At 59.7% G+C, this 21,022-nt stretch carries 27 protein-coding genes; 2 read left to right on the forward strand and 25 right to left on the reverse strand.

Annotated elements, in window-relative coordinates; all coding sequences use genetic code 11:
• Positions 1–84: 84 nt before the first annotated feature.
• The 19 genes from J4D52_RS14185 to J4D52_RS14275 all read right to left on the reverse strand — a co-directional run bounded on the left by J4D52_RS14185 (position 85) and on the right by J4D52_RS14275 (position 12,176).
• The gene (locus J4D52_RS14185; RefSeq protein WP_038581734.1) at positions 85–591 is read right to left on the reverse strand and encodes a phage major tail tube protein; all 507 of its coding nucleotides are present in this window, start codon (positions 589–591) and stop codon (positions 85–87) included.
• Positions 591–1,757 carry a tail protein gene (locus J4D52_RS14190; protein WP_025806659.1) on the reverse strand — a complete coding sequence of 389 codons (1,167 nt, stop codon included), beginning with the start codon at positions 1,755–1,757 and terminating at the stop codon, positions 591–593. The genes J4D52_RS14185 and J4D52_RS14190 overlap by 1 nt, the downstream gene beginning before the upstream one ends.
• A gap of 2 nt (positions 1,758–1,759) precedes the next feature.
• Positions 1,760–1,981: a hypothetical protein gene (locus tag J4D52_RS14195; RefSeq protein WP_063428654.1), complete on the reverse strand. Its 222-nt coding sequence runs from the start codon at positions 1,979–1,981 to the stop codon at positions 1,760–1,762.
• Positions 1,982–2,068: 87 nt separating this feature from the next.
• Positions 2,069–2,371 carry a hypothetical protein gene (locus tag J4D52_RS14200; RefSeq protein ID WP_025806657.1) on the reverse strand — a complete coding sequence of 101 codons (303 nt, stop codon included), beginning with the start codon at positions 2,369–2,371 and terminating at the stop codon, positions 2,069–2,071.
• A 2-nt stretch (positions 2,372–2,373) separates the two neighbouring features.
• On the reverse strand, positions 2,374–3,156 hold the full coding sequence (locus tag J4D52_RS14205) for a hypothetical protein (protein ID WP_025806656.1): 783 nt from the start codon (positions 3,154–3,156) through the stop codon (positions 2,374–2,376).
• A gap of 126 nt (positions 3,157–3,282) precedes the next feature.
• Positions 3,283–3,813 (reverse strand): hypothetical protein, encoded by a 531-nt coding sequence (locus J4D52_RS14210; RefSeq protein WP_025806655.1) that lies wholly within the window; start codon positions 3,811–3,813, stop codon positions 3,283–3,285.
• Positions 3,810–4,544 carry a phage tail protein I gene (locus tag J4D52_RS14215; RefSeq protein WP_063428650.1) on the reverse strand — a complete coding sequence of 245 codons (735 nt, stop codon included), beginning with the start codon at positions 4,542–4,544 and terminating at the stop codon, positions 3,810–3,812. Before J4D52_RS14215 ends, J4D52_RS14210 begins: the two co-directional genes overlap by 4 nt.
• Positions 4,541–5,536 carry a baseplate J/gp47 family protein gene (locus J4D52_RS14220; RefSeq protein WP_063428649.1) on the reverse strand — a complete coding sequence of 332 codons (996 nt, stop codon included), beginning with the start codon at positions 5,534–5,536 and terminating at the stop codon, positions 4,541–4,543. Before J4D52_RS14220 ends, J4D52_RS14215 begins: the two co-directional genes overlap by 4 nt.
• Positions 5,533–5,865: a phage baseplate protein gene (locus J4D52_RS14225; RefSeq protein ID WP_025806652.1), complete on the reverse strand. Its 333-nt coding sequence runs from the start codon at positions 5,863–5,865 to the stop codon at positions 5,533–5,535. Before J4D52_RS14225 ends, J4D52_RS14220 begins: the two co-directional genes overlap by 4 nt.
• A 13-nt stretch (positions 5,866–5,878) precedes the next feature.
• A complete protein-coding gene (locus J4D52_RS14230; RefSeq protein WP_102677779.1) occupies positions 5,879–6,487 on the reverse strand; it encodes a phage baseplate assembly protein V in 609 nt (202 codons plus the stop codon).
• A 3-nt stretch (positions 6,488–6,490) separates the two neighbouring features.
• Positions 6,491–7,015 carry a hypothetical protein gene (locus J4D52_RS14235; protein ID WP_102677780.1) on the reverse strand — a complete coding sequence of 175 codons (525 nt, stop codon included), beginning with the start codon at positions 7,013–7,015 and terminating at the stop codon, positions 6,491–6,493.
• Positions 7,016–7,256: 241 nt separating this feature from the next.
• Positions 7,257–7,898 (reverse strand): hypothetical protein, encoded by a 642-nt coding sequence (locus J4D52_RS14240; protein ID WP_025806649.1) that lies wholly within the window; start codon positions 7,896–7,898, stop codon positions 7,257–7,259.
• 108 nt (positions 7,899–8,006) lie between these two features.
• Positions 8,007–8,255, reverse strand: coding sequence for a hypothetical protein (locus J4D52_RS14245; RefSeq protein ID WP_025806648.1), 249 nt, complete (start codon positions 8,253–8,255; stop codon positions 8,007–8,009).
• A 31-nt stretch (positions 8,256–8,286) separates the two neighbouring features.
• Positions 8,287–8,469, reverse strand: a complete 183-nt coding sequence (locus J4D52_RS14250) for a Com family DNA-binding transcriptional regulator (protein ID WP_080693486.1) — start codon at positions 8,467–8,469, stop codon at positions 8,287–8,289.
• A 268-nt stretch (positions 8,470–8,737) separates the two neighbouring features.
• A complete protein-coding gene (locus J4D52_RS14255) occupies positions 8,738–9,502 on the reverse strand; it encodes an N-acetylmuramoyl-L-alanine amidase (RefSeq protein WP_102677781.1) in 765 nt (254 codons plus the stop codon).
• A gap of 166 nt (positions 9,503–9,668) precedes the next feature.
• Complete coding sequence (locus J4D52_RS14260; protein ID WP_053277657.1) at positions 9,669–10,016, reverse strand: phage holin family protein; 348 nt, start codon at positions 10,014–10,016, stop codon at positions 9,669–9,671.
• Between the two features lie 102 nt (positions 10,017–10,118).
• The gene (locus J4D52_RS14265) at positions 10,119–10,700 is read right to left on the reverse strand and encodes a DUF642 domain-containing protein (protein WP_102677782.1); all 582 of its coding nucleotides are present in this window, start codon (positions 10,698–10,700) and stop codon (positions 10,119–10,121) included.
• Between the two features lie 8 nt (positions 10,701–10,708).
• Entirely contained in the window at positions 10,709–10,897 is a 189-nt protein-coding gene (locus J4D52_RS14270; RefSeq protein WP_080693483.1) for a Com family DNA-binding transcriptional regulator, read from the reverse strand.
• A 544-nt stretch (positions 10,898–11,441) separates the two neighbouring features.
• Entirely contained in the window at positions 11,442–12,176 is a 735-nt protein-coding gene (locus J4D52_RS14275; RefSeq protein WP_028681850.1) for an XRE family transcriptional regulator, read from the reverse strand.
• Positions 12,177–12,363: 187 nt separating this feature from the next.
• Here J4D52_RS14275 and mutS point away from each other — a divergent pair, with 187 nt between their 5' ends.
• Positions 12,364–14,943: a DNA mismatch repair protein MutS gene (gene mutS, locus J4D52_RS14280; protein WP_102677783.1), complete on the forward strand. Its 2,580-nt coding sequence runs from the start codon at positions 12,364–12,366 to the stop codon at positions 14,941–14,943.
• A gap of 142 nt (positions 14,944–15,085) precedes the next feature.
• Complete coding sequence (gene fdxA / locus J4D52_RS14285) at positions 15,086–15,409, forward strand: ferredoxin FdxA (protein ID WP_007924025.1); 324 nt, start codon at positions 15,086–15,088, stop codon at positions 15,407–15,409.
• A 501-nt stretch (positions 15,410–15,910) separates the two neighbouring features.
• Here the strand turns inward: fdxA and rpoS are convergent.
• The 6 genes from rpoS to ispF all read right to left on the reverse strand — a co-directional run bounded on the left by rpoS (position 15,911) and on the right by ispF (position 21,007).
• Positions 15,911–16,915 (reverse strand): RNA polymerase sigma factor RpoS, encoded by a 1,005-nt coding sequence (gene rpoS, locus J4D52_RS14290; RefSeq protein ID WP_007924026.1) that lies wholly within the window; start codon positions 16,913–16,915, stop codon positions 15,911–15,913.
• Positions 16,916–17,021: 106 nt separating this feature from the next.
• Positions 17,022–17,855 (reverse strand): peptidoglycan DD-metalloendopeptidase family protein, encoded by an 834-nt coding sequence (locus J4D52_RS14295; RefSeq protein WP_025806643.1) that lies wholly within the window; start codon positions 17,853–17,855, stop codon positions 17,022–17,024.
• Positions 17,856–18,064: 209 nt separating this feature from the next.
• The gene (locus J4D52_RS14300; RefSeq protein ID WP_169916052.1) at positions 18,065–18,700 is read right to left on the reverse strand and encodes a protein-L-isoaspartate(D-aspartate) O-methyltransferase; all 636 of its coding nucleotides are present in this window, start codon (positions 18,698–18,700) and stop codon (positions 18,065–18,067) included.
• A 41-nt stretch (positions 18,701–18,741) separates the two neighbouring features.
• Positions 18,742–19,491, reverse strand: a complete 750-nt coding sequence (gene surE / locus J4D52_RS14305) for a 5'/3'-nucleotidase SurE (RefSeq protein ID WP_063428636.1) — start codon at positions 19,489–19,491, stop codon at positions 18,742–18,744.
• On the reverse strand, positions 19,479–20,537 hold the full coding sequence (gene truD, locus J4D52_RS14310) for a tRNA pseudouridine(13) synthase TruD (protein ID WP_102677784.1): 1,059 nt from the start codon (positions 20,535–20,537) through the stop codon (positions 19,479–19,481). The genes surE and truD overlap by 13 nt, the downstream gene beginning before the upstream one ends.
• Entirely contained in the window at positions 20,534–21,007 is a 474-nt protein-coding gene (gene ispF / locus J4D52_RS14315; RefSeq protein ID WP_063428632.1) for a 2-C-methyl-D-erythritol 2,4-cyclodiphosphate synthase, read from the reverse strand. Before ispF ends, truD begins: the two co-directional genes overlap by 4 nt.
• Positions 21,008–21,022 lie beyond the last annotated feature (15 nt).

The following is a 21,022-nucleotide window of genomic DNA, read 5'->3' on the forward strand; positions in this document are numbered from 1 at the left end:
ATAGGAGATGAACAGCGCTTGCGATGCGGGCTGTCGGGCCGTCATCGCGAGCCGCTCGCGCCTACAGAAGGGAAGTGTCGCGGGTTACGGCATCAGTACGGCGCGACGGGCGTCGCCGAGAATGTCGACGCCGCTGAGCACGAACTTCTGGGTGCGCACGTCGATGTCGATCACCGGCACGCCGTTCTCGATGCGGTTGTAGGTACGGCAGGAGAGTTCCAGGGTGGTGGTGGGTTTTTCATTCATCTTCATGGCCGTTTCGGCCAGGGATTTCAGCTTGCCGCCCACGGTGTGGTAGGTGAACCAGGTTTTGCCATCCTGGTCCTGGCCCGCCTCGCGGACATTGAGCAGGATGTCGTCACCCAGCTTCACGCCCAGCGCCAGCATGATTTCCGGCCCCAGCCCCTGCAGCTTGAGGGTGGCCGTCAGCGCCTTGCCGCTCTTGGCCATTTCTTCGGCGATGAAGCGTCCACCGGTCATCGCCTCCATTTCGAATTCGATCTTCGGCGGGGTGAACTCTTCCACGGTCGCCGACAACGGCAGGCCTTGCAGGGTGGCCGCGATGGCCTGTCTTACGCGGTTGGTAAACATTAGAGAACATCCTCCAGGAACTGCTCGATGATTTCATCGCGGGCGTTGAGCTGATACACCATGTGCTCGTTCGGCGCGTAGCGGCCGTAGTCGATGACCACGTACCAGGTACCGTTTTTGTACTTCTCGACGCTGTTCAGCTCGGGGTGCAGGTACACGCTGCCGCCCGGGATGGTTTCGTCGGCGACCAGGGTCTGCAGCCAGTCGTTGATGCGCTTGACCTCCTGGTCCATGAAGGACTTGGTCAGGTTCTTGGCCATGGCTTTCTGCCCGGCCTTGACCAGCTTGCGGCTGATGGCATCCTCCAGGCCGACATAGCTGATGAACTTGCCGGTGATGGAGCGGTTACCCAGCAGCGAGAAGCCGCCGAGCACGGTGCGGGCGTAGTAACTGACGCCGTAGCGGTTGAGCAGATCGCCTTCGGTCGAGGTGTCGAGGATGTTGTATTCCACGGTGCGCGACACGTCTTCGGCGTAGGTCACCTGATTGCCCGGGCTTTCCCACTGCTTGACCTTGGCCAGTGCGGCGATGGCCAGGCTCGACGGCGCCAGGAACACGTTCTTCTTCGCCGCCTTGGAGTACACGGCCGGCATGTTGTGCACCACCAGGCAGCGGTCGAAACCCAGGTCCGCGCCGCCCAGCTCCTTGCTGTAAGTCACCTGGTCGGCGACCGAGGCGTCCTTGCCGTCCAGCACCACACGGGCCTTGATGCGCTTGCCGAAGGAAGCGAACTCGCCGGCCACGGCCTTGGTGCCGGTGAAGCCCGGCGCGCCGATGATGGTCAGGTCTTCCGGGACGCTGCCCAGGGCAGCCAGGCCGAGCTTGCGGCCAGTGGTGGCATCAACGCCGCCGATCACATTGTTAACGGTGTCGGCCGGGGTCGCGCCCTCTTCGACGATCACCACATAGACCGGCACCTTGACCACTTTGAGGATCTGGTACACCGCGTGATACAGGGTGCCTTCCTCGGCGCCGGTCGGGTCCAGCAGGGCCTGGGTGGTGAAGCTGTTGATGCGGAACGGCGCATTGCGCGGAATCAGCGGGTCGGCCTTCGGCGCGGTGCCGACCAGACCGATGACGTTGTCACCCAGGCCACCCATGGCCTCGGGGGATTCGGTGGCATTGACGGTAATGCCGTTGTGCTCGAAGTTCAGAACCTCAGCCATGGTTATTCAGCCTTCTTGGCAGCGGCCTTTTTGGCCGCAGTGGATGGGGTGGCCGGTTCGGCCTGTTGGCGCGTTTCAAGAACGCGGGTCAGTTCCAGGCGGCCGGCGGCACGCAAGGCACTGGCCTCGACATCGAGCAGTTCCAGTTGCTGGCCGACGCTCGACCAGTGGCCGCCGCCGATGGGGAACGGCACCAGGACGGTGTATTGCTGGCGGATGGACATGTACGAATTTCTCCAGACGCAAAAATGCCGAAGCCCCATTGAAGGGGCTTTCGCAGGTAGAAAAAAACCGCTTGCGCGGTGGGGGGGTTAAGTACGATCAGGCAGTGGATAGAGCGCCTTGATTTGAGCAACCTTGTCGCGCCAGGCCTTTTCCTTTTCAGGGGTTTCGTCGTATTGCCACTCGAGGAACAGCGGGTCCGCTTCAGTGATATACAGGGTGCGTCGGGCAGCAAGCACATTTTCCAGGATTGTTGCGCGCTCCACCTCCAGGCAGATTTCGTCTGCACGCAGATCACTGAATCCAAGCGCAACCAGTGTAGGCCGGTCTGCCGGCACATTGATCAGTGTTTCACCCGAAACGGTTACGAGTTTATTGATATAACCAGTCATATTTAGGCGCTCTTGGCTGCGTAACGTTTATCGTTGTCGAGGGTGTAAGCCATTCTGTTTTCCGGGTAGGTTTCATTCAGCTCTTTAGCACCGATTGCGTACGGTTTTACATACCAGGAAATTTCCTGCTCTGGAAAGACTGCCTCACTGATCTTCACTTCAGTTTCAACACGGCTATGATTCACAGGATTTGCAAAGCTCTTGGTGATGGCATAAGAAAGCCCCCCACGCAAATAGCATCCGGACTCCTGTGGAGAATTGGTCAAGGTCCCGGAGACAATGCCGTTCCACATAGGCTTAACCCCGGTAACGGGTCTGGCGATACTCAGCATGCCAAACTCCACACGGCGAACAGTCTCTCGATAAGTTTGCGAGATACGCTTCATAGTCAAGAAATTTGCATCACCGTTCCAAGGAATACCACATCCTTCCATTTGCAGGTTCAAACCCGCCACATGAGACTCGAAGTTGTTATTGAATGGGTTTTTCTCGGTGTCTCGACTGTAGTTACGAGAAATCACAATCTCGGATATCCCCTCCTCGTTGCCCGGCATCCGCCACCAGACAGGATAAAAGATATTTGTCGACAGCCCCGTCAGATCAATAACTTGCGTATAAGATGCCCGACCATTGATATCCTTTGCCTGGACACTATTACGCCAACTGGTGAACTGATTTAATGCAGTATCCACGCGCACATCAATCTTACCGATTTGATTAGTGACCGTTTCTGTCAGTTTGTTGCATGCATCCACTACTTTCGTGATAGTTGTTTCGATTCCCATACATCCCCCATTAACCTAATTTATACTCAGAACGCCCACGCAAAAACACGCTGCGCACTTATGAAACACACACCAGATAAGATATTGGTGACCTGGCAATACCGAAGAACACTGAACATGTCATTGTTATTTGGCTTCCAAAGACCTCACACGCCACATCAAATCCACATGACGTGACATATTGTCGATGGAGGCTGCCGCCAAGAGGGCGATCTCTTCAGCCAACAATACGTTGAGGTTTTCATTACCTACAACAATCGTCACGCTATCCGCCGGCAACGGCGAAATATCCAGCGTGAACTTCTGCAGCACCCGCGCCGCCGCCGCTTTGTAAGTCAGCAACTTTCCGGCAGAGGAATACACTGCCAACAAGGTCCCACTGGCGAGATAAAAGCCGAACTCGCCAATTTCATACTCATCCTCGCCATCAAACAACGCGGCCATTCTGAGTTGCCGGTCGCCCAGGTCCTCGTAATCCACGATCGCCACCCGCTGCCGCTCGTTGCGCAGGGCGGTTTCCGAGCCGTCCGGGTTGTAGCGGCCGGTACCGGCGCCGATGTGGGTGATCTGTCCTTTCAAGCCTTGGTTCTTTGCCGTCAACACTTCATCCAGACCGGCGGAAGTGAAGCGAACCAAGCGCGTAATGTCTTCTGTCATAGCTGCGTCCTGAGGTCGTAGTCGTTGATGGTGTAGTGCTGGGAAACCCCAGCGTTGTTAAGCCGGGCGCTGGGTCCGAATTCAGGCAGCGCTCCATCGAGACAGAGTTCGCCATCGCTCAGCGGTGTAGTCGCGCCGCCGTTCACGGTCAGCAATCCGCGCAGCTTGGCCTCGGGCAAGGCCCCAGGCTGGCTGTCATCGCCAATGCTCAGGCCAGGATCGGCCCCTACTGCCAGTCGCAGTCCACCCGTGGTCTGGTGGACGATGGTGATGGTGCCGTCGTCGCGCTCGCTCTTAGCGGCGTCGATACGCCGTATCAGGCGATTGTGATCACCGCTGGACCAGTCCCGGACGATGATTGCCTGCACATCGAAGGTGTAGGGATGGCCCTGCGGTCGCTGCTCATACCAGGCGGCGATGTTGGGCATGAAACCCAGGGACTCGACGGCGTGGCTCAGGGCCTTGTTGGTCCCGGCCTGGCGCTGGATCTGCCAGGACAGCGCGACGGTCAGGCGTTTTTCGGTTTCGCTGGCCCCCGCATCCCACTCATTGACCCCGCGATCTGCCGCCAGATAAGGCAAGAAGTCCACAGGGGTCTGGGTAGGACTCATCAGTTCGGGAAAGGGTGGGTCCACACGTTCGAGCAAGCGGGCGAAACCGAGATCGAGGGCCTTCTCCAGAGCCGAGCTGTTGGCCGGCAGCAGGCTCAAGCGAGCAGTGTCGTCACTCATAAGATGCGCACCTCCACTTCAACCCCCGTGCAATACGGGGCCTGGAAAGCCGTGGTCACGATCGGTTGCAACGGCTCGACAATCTCCAGTTGCACCGCACCCGCCGTATGCAGGGTGTAATCGATCCAGCTCGGATCCACCCGCCCTTCCAGGCGATGACAGCTGTCCGCGTAGGCCTGCAGTTGCCGCTGCGTGGCGACCTGGGTCAGCCCGGAATCGGGGCCCGGGTTGATCTTGGCCACCACGCGGATCTTGTAGGGTTTGATTTGTGCCGCCTGCACCGTCACCCGATCCGTTTCCGGCTTCACGTCCGGTCGCGCAAAGTGTCGGCGCACGCCTTCAAGCAGCTCCTCGGACGGCGTGCCGTCGCCTTCCCGCGAGAGCACGGTGACCTGCACTTCTCCCGGTGCGGTACGGCGGCCGTTGCCATCCTTGACCTGAGCGGCGAAGCCGTCCGGATCGAAGGTGTAGGTGACGGTCACCACGCCCGCATCGGTGGAGTCCACCTTCACTGTCGGTCGCTCGCCAAGGGTGAACACCTCGCGCCGGTACTGCATCCGCGAACCGGCGGCCGGTGCGTGGGGCGCCAGGTAGTAGCGCAGTCGGGCATCTTCGTCGCTTTCGTAGACCGCAGGGACCGGCGGAAAGGCCGCCGGATCGCCCGGGTCGAGCAACTGCCGCTCCAGGCCCATGTCCGCCAGGCGCGCATCGAGGTTGCTGCCGGTGGCCCACCAGGCGAGCATCTGTTTGATACGGGCGTTGTACTTGCGCTCATGGGTTTGCAGGCGCAGGCAGAACGCCTCGAGGGCCATGCTCAGCAACTCGCTTTCATTCTCGAGGCTGACCTTCAGCTTGGACGCGCTTTCGGGCGAGCGGGCGCTGACGTATTCGACGACGAAACTCTTGAACTCCGCGAGCAGGTCCTCGAAGGCCTCGACAGTGACGATCGCCGGCTCGGCCAGCTGGTTTTGCCCCGGTATCAGCATGCTCATGTCACGACCTCGAACGTCTGTTGGCGGTTTTTCCAGGTGCCGGCGAAACGCAACAGCAGCCCGGCGCCGCGCCGGCTGGCGACTATGACCTGCGGCTCGAAATCGCCGATGCCGTTCTGTTCGTTGTAGAACGCCTGTGCGGCATAGCTCTGGGCCAGGATCAGCAAGTCATCGCCGAGGTTCTGGCCCAGCAGGTCGGGAATCAGCGAACCGTACAAAGGACGCTTCTGCCGGGTGCCCAACGGCGTGGTCAGGGCACGGGTCGCGCGCTGCACGAACTGCAGCCAGTCATCGACCGCGGCGCCGGTGTTTCTATCGACTCCAATCATGGGAAGCCTCTTATCAAGGGCTGATGACGCGGCCCTGGTGTTCCACCAGGGGGCCGCTGAAGTGAATGCCGGCGCTGTCGAGCAAGATGCCCACCGCGCCCAGCTGCAGCTCGATGGCCTCGGGCCTCATCGCCAGCCGGGCGGGACCGATGCTCAACTCGACCGCCTCGCGGGAGGCGGTGAGCGCGGTCGGGCCGTTGCTCCAGCTCAAGACATGGCCGGCATCGTCATAACTGCTTTGGGTGCCATCGGTATATTGGCGGCGGGTCAGCTCGGCCTGGGTCGACACCGGTGGAAAGCGGTCGCAGTTGAGGCCGAACAGCGCCACCGACTGAGCCCCGCCGTCGCCGCCACCGTAGTTGAGCAGCAGGCACTGCTCGCCCACCGAAGGAATGCGCGATTCGCTTTGCGCGCCGGCGCTGGGGTTGAAGAACCTGATCGCCGGCGTCAGCAGCTCTCCATGGCTGACCCGGCAGGTGTTGCTGGCCGCATCGACCGACTCGCAGACACCGATACGGCAATGGTTTTCCGCGCGCCGGTGCAAGTCATCGAGTTCGGTTTCCATTTCGGCCAGTCGCTCGATGATCGGGCCCAGCTGCATGCGCAGCAGCTCGTCAAACATGGCTCAGCCCTCAAGTGCTTGGTATTGGTCGGGGTCATCGATATTCGAGACTTCCCAGGTGTGGGCGAACTTCGGTATGCCGGTCGGGTCGTCCAGCAATGGCTGCCCGAGGTACAGCGTCTGGGTGAACGACAGCGTCCAGGCGGCGTATTGCTGCTCGCCGCGAATCAGTGTCGAGGGCAGGCCCTCGAGGTTCATGGGCAGGTCGCACTGCGCTGCCGACAATCCCCAACGGTTATCCGTGGCCATGCCCTTCAGCGCGCAGGCCAAATCGCAGGCCTCGAACCCGGACCGCTCGCCCCCTACAGCTGCCACGGCTTGCAGCGAGATCGTCAGGGCATGAGCGATACGCCCCTCCTGGCTGCGCATGCCCGGGGCATCGCGTTCGATCGCAATCAGCACCCAGGCCTGGTCGAGCACGGCATCGAAGTCCTGGTGACTGCCAACCTTGAGGCCAAGGCCCGCCCCTCGCAGGGTCTCGGCAATGGCGAAAAACAGCTGCGACGGCTTGTCGATGACAGCGGGCATAGGGGGCTTCCTGTTCAGATATCAGGGTTTGAGATTGCGTGGGGGTGCTGCGAATGTGGCGTGATATGGAGGAGCGACGAACGTCGGTTTGCTGCGTGTCGCGACACGACTTGATTGACTCGAGAAACGTGCCGCGACTTACGCTGGGGGCTCAAACAGCGTCGTTCTCAGCCGCATGGACAGGCGCACCCTCTTTCACCTGGAGCGCACTACATCCTGATGCGACGGAACATGACCTTGATCAGTGGGTGATAAGCAGGTCGATGGTGCTGGAATCGCAGACGTAGTTAGCCTTCTTGTCGAGTACCAAATAAATGGCAGACGACTGGGTGACAGGCACTTTACTCGCCGAAAAAACAGCACCGGTGCCTCTGACCAAGCTTCCAGACTGAAGAACTGTGTCGCCCAGATTCAGGGACCAGGCCACGCCATCACCGCAGGAATCGTGGATGCTGTTGACGCGCCCGAGGATGTTTATCTCTCCAGCCACGGGGCTCGCCCAGCGGATGACTGTCTGGCTGTTCTGGCCAGGGTGAAAAGCAACGTTACCGGGCGCGATCGAAAAAATGCCGTTCGCGGTGTAGGTATAGGGTTTGAAATGAACCGACACATGAGCCCCAGATACCGGATCTTGCCAGCACGTCGCAGGCAAGCCGCTGCACGTATCGGCCTTGAAGTAGGGTAGCGCGGTGTAGTTTTCAGCCTTGTTCACCCCGGAAGAATTCTGCATGAACGACCAGGTAGAGTTTGGAGGAGAGCTCTCCTTCGCCAGGATTACATCCCTTGCCAGGTTCCAGGACATGACGGTGTCTGCCGAAGCGTTCATGGCGGTACCCAAAAGCACCAGCAAGCCGAGCAGTGAGGCACTGACAATTTTCTTCATATTGATTCACCTACTGAATCGCATGATTGGTTGCGGAGAACTCCGCTCTCATGTCGCTCACAGGCGATGGAGTTGAGTTCTCGGCTCTGAGATTCGAGGGCTAGACGCTTATCGCAACGAATCCGAAAGGGCGTAGCCCGACCAGGTCAGCTGATAAAGCTGCACACCATCGACGCCAAACCCGGTGTACGTGATATAGCCGGCATCAAGCAGCAGCTTCAGGTGCGCGTACTCGCTTTCATTGCCGTTGCGACCAAATTTGTTCTTGAAAACCGCGAGCGCGTCGACACCGCCGATTGGCGCGACAGTGCGGAAACCTTCCAAGATGTTCTTAACGGTGCTGGGGAAACGATCCATGTGTATCTCCTTAGAGTTGTCCCAGTCAGCCCTATGCCGAAAGGGGATCTGCAGTGTTAACCGCAGACAGGCCGCTCAAAGGCGATCGCTCGAGGCTCGTGGCCTTCTCATGATTCAACGTCCCGCATCGGGAACATTTGATCTGGAGCTCGGTAAACTCACCCACGCGGGCGAGAAGTCGTTTGCAATAACCGCATCTGCATTCTTTTAACATCTGCAAGTCCATTTGATTTGTTGCCAGGTTCCACCCCGCTCGTGCGAGCAGTGAGGACCTTGCCAGGCTTGCAGGCTATCTCTGCGATATGGCGTCTCCTTTGGGTGTTCATACCCTATTGAGTCGCCCTCTCTACTTTCCCGCGCTAACGAAAGCCTCGAACTTGTCGGGGCTTTTTGCATTCTTGCAGGCACAAAAAGCCCGACCCGGTGGCCGGGCTTTTCGTCTGGTGTCGCGCTGTAACAGCTGAACACCGAGCTATAAAAACTCAGGCGTACTTCTCGTTCAGCGCATAAAGAATCGCGCAGGTTTCCACATCCAGTTTCCCGGCGTAGTTCTTCGGCCTGAAGTGCATCTGGAATGCCCGCACCAGCGACTGGAAGAAGTCATCCGTCGCCTGCGCCGGCACGCCATAGCCGTAGGTGGCGAAGGCCTTGAGCACTTCGGCACGCTCGGGCAACCCAGCAGAGCGGAATTGCTGGACGTATTTCTTCTTGGTCGGCTCGTCGTACCAGGCGCCAATCCCGGCTTTGTAGAGTTCTTTCCAGGGCAGCTTGGGGCCCGGATCGGATTTGCGGCCCACTGCGATATCGGAGTGGCCCACCACGTTTTTCGGCGACATGTCCGGATAACGCTGGAGAATGTTCAGGGCCAGCTGCTTGAGCGCCTCGACCTGGGAGCCTTCGTAATCCGGGAAGGTGAAGACGCCATTGACGTCGGTGGCCTCGTTAACGATCTCGATGCCGATGGAGGTGTCGTTCAAGCCGCTGCGACCGGCCCAGTCACTGACACCGGCATGCCAGGCGCGGTCTTCTTCGGCCACCAGGTTGAAAATCCTTTGCTCCTGGAAGCCCGCGGCCTGATACGTCGGATCCTGCACCGCCGGAATCAGGTAATGAGCGCTCGCCGCGCCTGTGGTCAGGGCCTTGACCGACGTCTCGAAGTTCAGGGCTGTGTAATGCAGCACCAGGAAACGAACCCGCTTGTTGTAGGGCGCGAGGGTGCGATAGCTGTTGTAGTCGATTGGGATCATGGTTTGCCTCTGTTTGAAACGGATGGACGGACGGCGCTGGGCCGTACCTGGCGCCTCCCTGCCGGGAGGGCTGATTGAGCTCGTTCAAGACGAGTACGCGTCCTGCGTCAGGCGGGTATCACGGCAGCGTCGACTCAATGAATCGACGATCTGTTTTGGTCGTTATTCAGGAGTCCGAGCGGGAATCCTTGGGCGGCACTTCGCACACCCCCAGCCGCTTGGCCGCCCAGCGCTCGTAGAGCCCGATGGCCACGTCGGCGCCCGCCATGGCGGTCAGGCACCCGAAGGCGCCAGCGGTCCAGATCGATACGCCGGCGGCGTACAGCAGCATGATGGTCGAGACCCCGCAGATCACGCAGGCCCCGGAGCGCAAGGCCAGGCGCCGCAGCAGCAACCAGCCGCGAGCGCCCTCTTTGTCGGCGCGCCACATTTCGCCGGACACCCCGCCCACCAGGGCGAGGACGATGACAAGCCAGATCGGCATGTCCAGCAACGCTTGTTGCTCGTTTGTCATGTCACGCCTCCTGGGAGCGTTGATGAGTGCAGGGATTGAGTGCAAGACAGCACCGGGTCACCGGCACTGTCTTCAACCCTGGAAAAGTCCGCTGAACGGGAGTTACAGGCGTTCAACAATGACGTTGTCGATAAAGGCAAAGTTGGCGTACGGATTCTGCTCGTTGGAGAACGCCAGAGTCGTTTGCGTGGTAGTGGCGGTGAAGTCGTAGGTCAGGGTGCTCCACTCGATCGCAACGCCTTTGGCGGTCGGCGTATTGAAAGTGGCGGTTTGGCCAGCCACTTTGACCTGTACCACACCGTCGCCCGAACGACCGGCGAACTTCGAATTGCCGGCGCTGAACGTCAGTCGGTATTTGGCGCCAACGACAGTGGCAAAGTTCTGTTGAATGCCCCCGCCGTTGCCATAGACATAGTTCGCCAGGTCAACAATCACCAGACCGTCCGCGGCTACGGAGCCGCCAATCGAAGCCGGCACGTTGAAGTACTCGGCACCGGACAGGAATGTCGTCCAACCGGTAATGAAGTTGGTTTTTGCCGGGGTATCCAGAACACAGTTACTACCGCAACCGGGCTGTTCGAAGCTGCCGTTGACCAGCAGGTTGGCCGCAACAGCATTGGCTGCGGAGCCCAGCAGCACAGCGGCGGCCAGAATGGGAGCAACGTATTTTTTCAAGACTTTCATGTGTTCACCTATGGCTGTGATTGATTGGGTCGTGCTGCCGAAGCAGCACTCATGTCGCTCACAGGCGATCGCTCGGGGCTCGCGGCCCTCACATGATTCAGCGTTCCGCATCGGGAACATTTGATCTGGAGCTCTGCATACTCGCCGATCCGGGCGAGCAGTCTTTTGCAATGTCCACATCGGCAATCTTTCAACATCTGCAGTGCCTTGTGATGTTCATCGGATCCTTCCTTGTGCATTGGCCATCCAGAGATGAAGCCTGATATGCCTGTACGCTTCAGGTAGGCATTCCAAAAAGCCCGGCAATCCGCCGGGCTTTTCAGTAATGCGATCCTTCGCCTTCCTTTCATCCTGTGAACAAAAGGAAGCTGACTTTTCGGCGCTACTGGCGCGGTACGAGTCTATTCAAATTGTTTTTCCGACCGCGGTCCCTGCCCGCCGGATAACTGCTCTTGGTGCTTTACGCTGCACACCCGGGTCAGTTGCCAACCCTCTGAACCGTCGAGGCCGGTTCATCGCTGCCTTTGCTTTTGCCACTAAAGAGCGGTGTTGCTCGCCGCTGTCGGGCGGCTTGGAACGAATAATATGCATGGATGCATATACAGTCAATGCACAAATGCATTTATTTATGCACAATAAATGCATGCACGCATGAAAGCCGCATAAATAAAGGCGTGGAGGGTTTTCCGCGGGCACAAAAAAAGCCCGCTCGATGGCGGGCTTTGGCGTTATGGGCTGCGGTTAACGGGCGTACATGCCCCACCAGAAGACGTGACCGAGGATGACGATCTGCTCTTCCTGCATTTCCTGGAAGCTGTAGTCCTCATCCGGGTGTTCGTCGCGGTTGAAGCTACGCAGGCGAATACCGGAAGGCAGGCGATAGAGCTGCTTCACTCGCAGTTGGCCATTGTGGTTGATGGCATACAGGTCGCCATCGATGATGTCGCCGATACCGCACTTGCCGGCATTGACCCCCACCGTGGCGCCGTCGCGCAGCACCGGCAACATGCTGTTGCCGCGTACCGTCACGCACTTGGCCTGATCGAACTGCACGCCATTGTGCCGCAGGCTGCGCTTGCCGAAGCGCAGACTGGAGCGCTCGCTTTCCTCGATGACGAATCTTCCTGATCCCGCAGCCAATTCAACCTCGCGAAGAAAGGGGACCGACACCTCGTCGTCATCGACGGGGGTATCGTCGTCCCACAGACTTATGTCCTTGAGTTCCGAATGCGGATCGGCCGACCGGGCAGAGGCGACAGCCGCGCGCCCGCGCAGTTGATCGGTGCTCACCTGGAAGTACTCGGCGATCCGCGAGATGTGTTTGTCCGAAGGATCGACAATCTTGCCGCTGAGGATCCGCGAAAGGGTGGATTGAGGCACGCCGGTACGCCGATGGAGTTCCGTGGGGGAAATGCCATCGCGATCGAGCAGCTCTCTTAAGACGGTAGAAACGTTGCGCTTTTGCATAACGCGCATATTGCGGGTTATTTTCGCCGATGACAAATGCTAAAATGCATATTCATGCATAAAACACCCGAAATCCAGCCGGGTTCATCCCTGCGAAGGTCGGACCGCCCATGGTAACCTTGCGCCCATCGCGAAAAAGCCGGGCCCATGCCCTCTGCTTTTGCCCACCCTTTCAACGAATCAACCTGACGACCCGATGAATAAAGCGCTCACCGATCTGTCCTCCCACACGCCGATGATGCAGCAGTACTGGCGCCTCAAGAACCAGCACCCCGATCAGCTGATGTTCTATCGCATGGGCGACTTCTACGAAATCTTCTATGAAGACGCAAAGAAGGCCGCCAAGTTGCTGGACATCACCCTGACCGCGCGCGGGCAGTCGGCTGGCCAGGCGATTCCGATGTGCGGGATTCCTTATCACGCCGCCGAAGGTTACCTGGCCAAGCTGGTGAAGCTGGGCGAGTCGGTGGTGATCTGTGAGCAGGTCGGCGATCCGGCCACCAGCAAGGGCCCGGTGGAGCGCCAGGTGGTGCGCATCATCACCCCGGGGACCGTCAGCGACGAGGCCCTGCTCGACGAGCGCCGGGATAACCTGATCGCGGCGGTGCTGGGCGACGAGCGCCTGTTCGGCCTCGCAGTGCTGGACATCACCAGCGGCAACTTCACGGTCCTGGAAATCAAGGGCTGGGAAAACCTGCTGGCCGAACTGGAACGCATCAACCCGGTGGAACTGCTGATCCCGGACGATTGGCCGCAAGGCCTGCCGGCGGAAAAACGCCGTGGCGTGCGCCGTCGCGCGCCCTGGGACTTCGAGCGCGACTCGGCCCACAAGAGCCTGTGCCAGCAGTTCTCCACCCAGGACCTCAAGGGCTTCGGCTGCGAGAACCTGACCCTGGCCATCGGCGCCGCGGGCTGCCTGCTGAGCTATGCCAAGGAAACCCAGCGCACCGCCCTGCCCCACCTGCGCAGCCTGCGCCACGAACGCCTGGACGACACCGTGGTGCTCGACGGCGCCAGCCGGCGCAACCTGGAGCTGGACACCAACCTCGCCGGTGGCCGCGACAACACCCTGCAATCGGTGGTCGACCGTTGCCAGACCGCCATGGGCAGCCGCCTGCTGACCCGCTGGCTGAACCGCCCGCTGCGTGACTTGAAAGTCCTGCAGGCGCGGCAGACCTCGATCGGCTGCCTGCTGGATGGTTACCGCTTCGAAAGGCTGCAACCGCAGCTCAAGGAGATCGGCGACATCGAGCGGATCCTCGCCCGTATCGGCCTGCGCAACGCCCGTCCCCGCGACCTGGCGCGCCTGCGCGATGCCCTGGCGGCGCTGCCGGAACTGCAAGTGGCGATGACTGAGCTGGAAGCCGAGCACCTGAGCCAACTGGCCGTGACCACCAGCACCTACCCGGAACTGGCGGCGCTACTGGAGAAAGCCATCATCGACAACCCGCCAGCGGTGATCCGCGATGGCGGCGTGTTGAAGACCGGTTACGACGCCGAGCTGGACGAGCTGCAATCGCTGAGCGAAAACGCCGGCCAGTTCCTTATCGACCTGGAAGCCCGGGAAAAGGCCCGCACCGGCCTGGCCAACCTGAAAGTCGGCTACAACCGGATTCACGGCTACTTCATCGAGTTGCCGAGCAAACAGGCGGAACAGGCTCCGGCGGACTACATCCGTCGTCAGACCCTCAAGGGCGCCGAACGCTTCATCACCCCGGAGCTCAAGGCTTTCGAGGATAAGGCGCTATCCGCCAAGAGCCGCGCACTGGCTCGCGAGAAGATGCTCTACGAAGCCTTGCTGGAAACCCTGATCGGTCACCTGCCGCCCCTACAGGACACTGCCGGTGCCCTGGCCGAGCTGGACGTGCTGAGCAACCTGGCCGAGCGAGCGCTGAATCTCGACCTCAATTGCCCGCGTTTCGTCAGCGAGCCCTGCATGCGCATCACCCAGGGTCGCCACCCGGTGGTCGAGCAGGTCCTGACCACGCCGTTCGTGGCCAACGACCTGAGCCTGGACGATCAGACCCGGATGCTGGTGATCACTGGTCCGAACATGGGTGGTAAATCCACTTATATGCGGCAAACCGCGCTGATCGTGCTGCTGGCCCATATCGGCAGCTTCGTGCCGGCGGCGAGCTGCGAGCTGTCGCTGGTGGACCGGATCTTCACCCGGATCGGCTCCAGCGATGACCTGGCCGGTGGTCGTTCCACCTTCATGGTAGAAATGAGCGAAACCGCCAACATCCTGCACAACGCTACCGAACGCAGCCTGGTGCTGATGGACGAAGTGGGCCGCGGCACCAGTACCTTCGATGGCCTGTCCCTGGCCTGGGCTGCGGCAGAACGTCTCGCCCAGCTGCGGGCGTACACCCTGTTCGCCACCCACTACTTCGAACTCACTGTCCTGCCGGAAAGCGAACCTCTGGTCGCCAACGTGCACCTCAATGCCACCGAGCACAACGAGCGCATCGTGTTCCTGCACCATGTTCTGCCAGGCCCTGCCAGCCAGAGCTATGGCCTGGCCGTGGCCCAGCTAGCAGGGGTTCCGAGCGATGTGATCGTCCGTGCCCGCGAGCACCTGAGTCGCCTGGAGACCACCAGCCTGCCCCATGAAGCGCCGTCTCCGGTACCGGGCAAGGCTTCGGTCCCGCAGCAAAGCGACATGTTCGCCAGCCTGCCGCACCCGGTCCTCGATGACCTGGCCAAGCTCGATCTGGATGACATGACCCCGCGCAAGGCACTGGAAATGCTCTATACATTGAAGACACGCATCTAACGCTGATGCTTTCAAGCTGTTAGAATCTCGCGCGGTTTGGGATGCTGCGGACTATTAGCCTGGTCCGCAGACTATCGCTCCCGAACCTGGCGACCCCGTCCTGAAGGGGCTCCGCTGCCGCCGCCTGAGGAGAGAATTAGAAATGACCTTCGTCGTCACCGACAACTGCATCAAGTGCAAGTACACCGACTGCGTAGAAGTCTGTCCGGTGGACTGCTTTTACGAAGGCCCGAACTTCCTGGTGATTCACCCGGATGAGTGCATTGACTGCGCGCTGTGCGAGCCTGAATGCCCCGCTGTAGCGATCTTCTCCGAGGACGAAGTTCCGGAAGAGATGCAGGAATTCATTCAGTTGAACGTTGAGCTGGCCGAGATCTGGCCCAATATCACTGAAAAGAAAGATTCCCTGCCCGATGCCGAAGAGTGGGATGGCGTCAAAGGCAAGATCAAAGATCTCGAACGCTGATTACCTCGCGTTCCCCAAAAAGGCCCCTTGTGGGCCTTTTTGCTGTTCCGGATTCACTTTTAAGCAGGCAAAAAAAAGGGGCGGTATGACCCGCCCACCTTTTTTCCCTAGTCCCTGTGTTCCTTTTCATCGTCCTGATGAATCGCGTCCTGCGATGTCCTGACCATCATCCTTGATGGCTGTGTCTATCCGTCGACACAGGGCTGATATTAGAGAGTTTCCATGACAGAGCAATGGCACTGACAGGCAGAAAAAGTGTCGAACACAGCTCTAAAAACTAGAATAAGTTCTTATTAATCAATTAGATAACTAAAAACCTCAGGCTAAACAGACAACTTTCATACCGCATAAAAACCGAACACTTACGAAAGAGTAAGCCTTTGCTTACATGCTCTTTCAGCTATTGAACGCCCGCCTGCGAATTTCATCTGATGCCTATCGATCCCCCAATAAAAAGCCCCGAACCTGTCGGGGCTTTTCACGGCAGGATTGCTCGTACCGTTACTGGAACAGCGACTCGCTGGACAGGCCATTCTTCTCGAGGATCTCACGCAGACGCTTGAGACCTTCGACCTGGATCTGGCGTACCCGCTCTCGGGTAAGCCCGATCTCCAGGCCCACATCTTCCAGGGTGCTGCTCTCGTGGCCGCGCAAGCCGAAGCGGCGAACTACCACCTCACGCTGCTTGTCGGTCAATTCGGAAAGCCACTGATCGATGCTTTGCGACAGGTCGTCATCCTGCAGCAGCTCGCACGGATCGGTAGGACGATCGTCGGTGAGGGTGTCCAGCAGGGTTTTATCCGAATCCGGACCCAGCGAGACGTCGACTGAAGAAACCCGCTCGTTCAAGCCCAGCATGCGCTTGACCTCACCTACCGGTTTCTCCAGCAGGTTGGCGATCTCTTCAGGGGAGGGTTCATGGTCGAGTTTCTGTGTCAGCTCCCGTGCTGCCCGCAGGTAGACGTTGAGCTCTTTGACCACATGAATCGGCAGCCGGATAGTCCGGGTCTGGTTCATGATTGCCCGTTCGATGGTTTGACGGATCCACCAGGTGGCATAGGTCGAGAAGCGGAAACCGCGCTCCGGATCGAACTTCTCCACCGCCCGGATCAAACCGAGGTTGCCCTCTTCGATCAGGTCCAGCAGCGAAAGCCCACGATTGACATAACGTCGGGCGATTTTCACCACCAGACGCAGGTTGCTTTCAATCATGCGCTTGCGCCCGGCCGGATCACCACTTTGCGACAGGCGCGCAAAATGAACTTCTTCTTCCGGAGAGAGCAATGGGGAAAAGCCGATTTCATTGAGGTACAGCTGCGTTGCGTCGAGCGCTCGCGTGTAATCAATGTATTTGTGTTGTTTCAGTGAAGCGGAGTGTTTGGATTTGGCACGAACTGAAGGTACAGCAGATCCCTCATTCGACATCGAATCAGTGGCGATATCCGTCTCCATAAGGAGAACTTCATCGTCGATGTCAAACTCCGGCACTTCTTTACTGAGAGCCATTGTTATAGTCCTTTGGTGAGTTCGACCTCAGGCTCAAGCGACGCCTTTATCCTTGGCAACGCTGGAACCTGTTCCCTCTACGTGACGGAACAGGCTTGGTAACGGATCAACGACGTGGCAGGAATTGCAGCGGATCCACAGGTTTACCTTGTCGGCGAATCTCAAAGTGCAGTTTCACCCGGTCTGTACCAGTTGATCCCATTTCGGCAATTGTCTGTCCGACTTTGACCTGCTGCCCCTCCCGAACCAACAGCCTACGGTTGTGGCCGTAAGCACTGACGTAGGTATCGCTGTGTTTGATGATGACCAGTTCGCCGTAGCCCCTTAAGCCACTCCCGGCGTAAACCACCGTCCCATCAGACGCAGCTAAAACAGGCTGTCCCAAATCCCCGGCGATATCAATGCCTTTATTCAAACTACCGTTTGAAGAGAATTTTCCAATCAGAATACCGTTCGCAGGCCAGCCCCAGCCCTTTGGCGCGGGGCCTGCAGGCGGTAATGGAGCCGGCGCGGGCTGGCTCGCAATCGTTGGCGCGGCCCCTGCCGGACGACGAATTACCGTGGTTTTACTTGAAGAAGATGCACTGGAAGCCGACTTTGTAACCACCGCTGTCGGTGCCGAACCCGAGCGACCGTCGAAGCGGATAGTCTGCCCCGGGTGAATGGTGTACGGCTCGGCAATATTGTTGCGCGCGGCCAGGGCCTTGTAGTCCCAGCCATAACGGAAGGCGATCGAGAACAGGGTGTCGCCGCGACGAACCGTGTATTGCCCGGTGGTCACCGTCGGGCGCTGCGGTACCGCACTGGTGCGATCGACGACCCGGGCGCTGCTCGACTTATTGCTCGAACACCCGACCAACAGAGAACTCAAGACAAGGCCAATCACCAGTCGCTGAAAGCTTGTTGTACCCATACGCTGCGCAATGACTGTGAGACTCACCCGCCGCTCCCTTTGTGGTGGTTGAAGATAAATAGTGCCTGGCTAAGGCATAAAATGTCGCAAGTATAACCGGCCATCCACGCTTTACTCCCGGCAAAGCGAAATCGGCAGGTACCGGCTTATCGATCAGGGTTCAGCGTTACTTAACCGATTGATCAAGCTGTAAGACCAAGCCGATCAAACAGAATTCACCCGTTCCAAACAAATGCTCAGGCCAACGGCCCGTTGAGCAAGGGAACGAAGCGAACCGCGCCGAGAACCTGCCGCGAAAACCCCTGCTCTTCACGAATGACCAGCATCAGTTGCTGCACTTCGCCGGCACCGACCGGAATCACCATCCGGCCACCCGGCGCCAATTGGTCCAGCAGGGCCTGAGGGATGTCGGTGGCGACCGCCGTCACGATGATCCCGTTGTACGGCGCCAGCGCCGGCCAGCCTTCCCAGCCGTCGCCCCAGCGGAATACCACGTTGCGCAGGTTCAGCTCGACCAGACGTTCCTTGGCCCGGTCCTGCAACACCTTGATGCGCTCGACCGAGAACACCCGCTCCACCAGCTGCGACAACACCGCCGTCTGGTAACCCGAGCCGGTGCCGATCTCCAGCACCTTGTCCAACGGGCCGGCCGCCAGCAGCAGCTCGCTCATGCGCGCCACCATATAAGGCTGCGAGATCGTCTGGTTGTGTCCGATCGGCAAGGCCGTGTCTTCATAGGCCCGATGGGCCAGGGCCTCGTCGACGAACAGATGCCGCGGCGTACGCCGAATGACTTCCAGCACCTGGGTGTTGGACAGGCCCTCATCGTAAAGACGCTGGATCAAGCGTTCGCGGGTACGCTGGGAAGTCATCCCGATACCGCGACGCAGCAAATCGTCCTGTTCGCGAGCCATCAGCGCAGCCCCTCCAGCCAGCTATCAAGACTTCTGAAAGCATCATTGAAGGTGCGATCGAGCTGCAACGGCGTGACCGAGACATAGCCCTGCATGATGGCGTGGAAGTCAGTCCCCGGGCCGCCGTCCTCGGCGTCCCCCGCCGCGGCGATCCAATAACCGGCCTTGCCGCGCGGGTCGACCGTCTTCATCGGCGCCGCCGCCCGGGCGCGGTGACCCAGGCGGGTCAGCTGAATGCCGCGAATGTGATCGAGGGGCAGATTGGGAATGTTCACGTTCAGTACGGTACGTGGTGGAAGATCCAGCTGCCCATGGGCCTCGACCAGTTTGCGAGCGAAATAGGCAGCCGTCGGCAGATTATCCACCTGACGCGAGACAAACGAAAAGGCAAATGCTGGAAGCCCCAGAAAACGCCCTTCCAGGGCCGCGGCGACAGTGCCGGAATACAGCACGTCGTCACCCAGGTTCGCCCCGAGGTTGATTCCGGACACGACCATGTCCGGATCGCGCTCCAGCAGCCCGTTGAGGCCCAGGTGCACGCAGTCGGTGGGGGTGCCATTGATACTGATGAAACCGTTGCTCAAGGTGTGCGGGTGCAACGGCCGGTCGAGCGTCAGCGAGCTGCTGGCGCCGCTTTTGTCCTGGTCCGGGGCGATCACCACACACTCGGCGTAATCCGCCAGCGCAGCATGAAGCGCGGCGAGACCGGGTGCTGTTACACCATCGTCGTTAGAAATCAGAATACGCATGGGCTGTCCGTCTGCCCCACCGGCACCAGATCGACGAGTTCACGCACCAATACGGTGGCGAAGCATCCGGCCGGCAGGACGAATTCCAGTTGCAGAATGTCAGGCTCGGGATAATGCCACGTCAACCCGCCAATGGGCAGCCGCAGGATGCGACGTTCGTGGCTCATTCCGGCTTTAATCAACCAATCGCGCAGATCCGCTTCGTCGCCAGCCACCTGCTGTTCCAGCAGATGAGTCGCCCCGGCGGCAGGCGACTCGCCTTCGCCCCACTGCGGGCCGGTCGGGTGCAAGTCGAGGATAGCCAGGCGCGGATCGCTGCATTCGGCTTCGCCGGCCGGGAAAAAGCTGCGGCTGTCGGTGAAGGCCAGCAGGTCGCCGACCTGGGCCCGCTGCCAGCTGCCATCGGCCACTCGCGCCGCCAGCACCCGGTTGAACAGGTAACTGCGCGCGGTGGAAAGCAGTCGCGAACGCACGTTGCGCTGTTCCGGCAAGGCCTTGCGGGCGGCCCAATCGCGGGCATCGACCAGGTTGCCGCCGTTATGGCCAAAACGCTGGGCGCCGAAGTAGTTGGGAATGCCCTGTTTGGCGATCGATTGCAGGCGCTCTTCGATCCCCGCCTTGTCTGCCTTCAATTCGGTCAGGCGCAAGGTAAAACCGTTGGCCGCGTGGGCGCCGCGTTGCAGCTTGCGCTTGTGGCGGGTCAGCTTGAGGATCTTCAGCGTGGCGTTTTCAGCGGCCGACAGATCGGGGTCGGCCTTGCCGGGTAACTGCACGCTGAACCACTGCCGGGTCAGCGCCTGGCGATCCTTCAAGCCGGCATAGCTGACAGTGCGCAACGGCACACCCGCGGCCTTGGCAATCCGCCGTGCTGCTTCTTCGGTGTTCAGGCCGCGCTTTTCCACCCACAACCACAGGTGTTCGCCTTCGCCGGTCAGTGGAATGTCGAGGACTTCGTCGACCTGGAAGTCTTCGGCGCTGGCCTTCAGTACCGCGCTGCCCAGGGCTTCGCCATAGGCCCGCGGGCCCAACAGTTGCAGTTCGTTCATGCGCGCAGCAACAAGGCAACGGAATGTACGGCGATGCCTTCTTCGCGCCCGACGAAGCCGAGCTTTTCGGTGGTGGTGGCCTTGACGTTCACTTGATCCAACTCGACTTGCAGATCCGCGGCGATCAGCGCGCGCATCGTCTCAATATGGGGAGCCATCTTCGGCGCCTGGGCCACGATGGTGTTATCGACGTTGCCGACCTTCCAGCCCTTGGCATGGATCAGTGCGACGACATGACGCAACAGCACACGACTGTCGGCGCCCTTGAACTGCGGATCGGTGTCCGGAAAATGTTTGCCGATGTCGCCCAGCGCGGCCGCACCCAGCAAGGCATCGCTCAGAGCATGCAACAGCACGTCGCCGTCGGAGTGGGCGAGCAGCCCGAAGCTGTGTGCAATCCGCACACCGCCCAGAGTGATGAAATCGCCTTCAGCGAAACGGTGCACATCGTAGCCGTGGCCAATACGCATAAAAAAACGCCCTGA

The sequence above is a fragment of the Pseudomonas sp. GW460-12-10-14-TSB1 genome (assembly GCF_017349775.1).
Taxonomy (GTDB): Bacteria; Pseudomonadota; Gammaproteobacteria; order Pseudomonadales; family Pseudomonadaceae; genus Aquipseudomonas; species Aquipseudomonas piscium.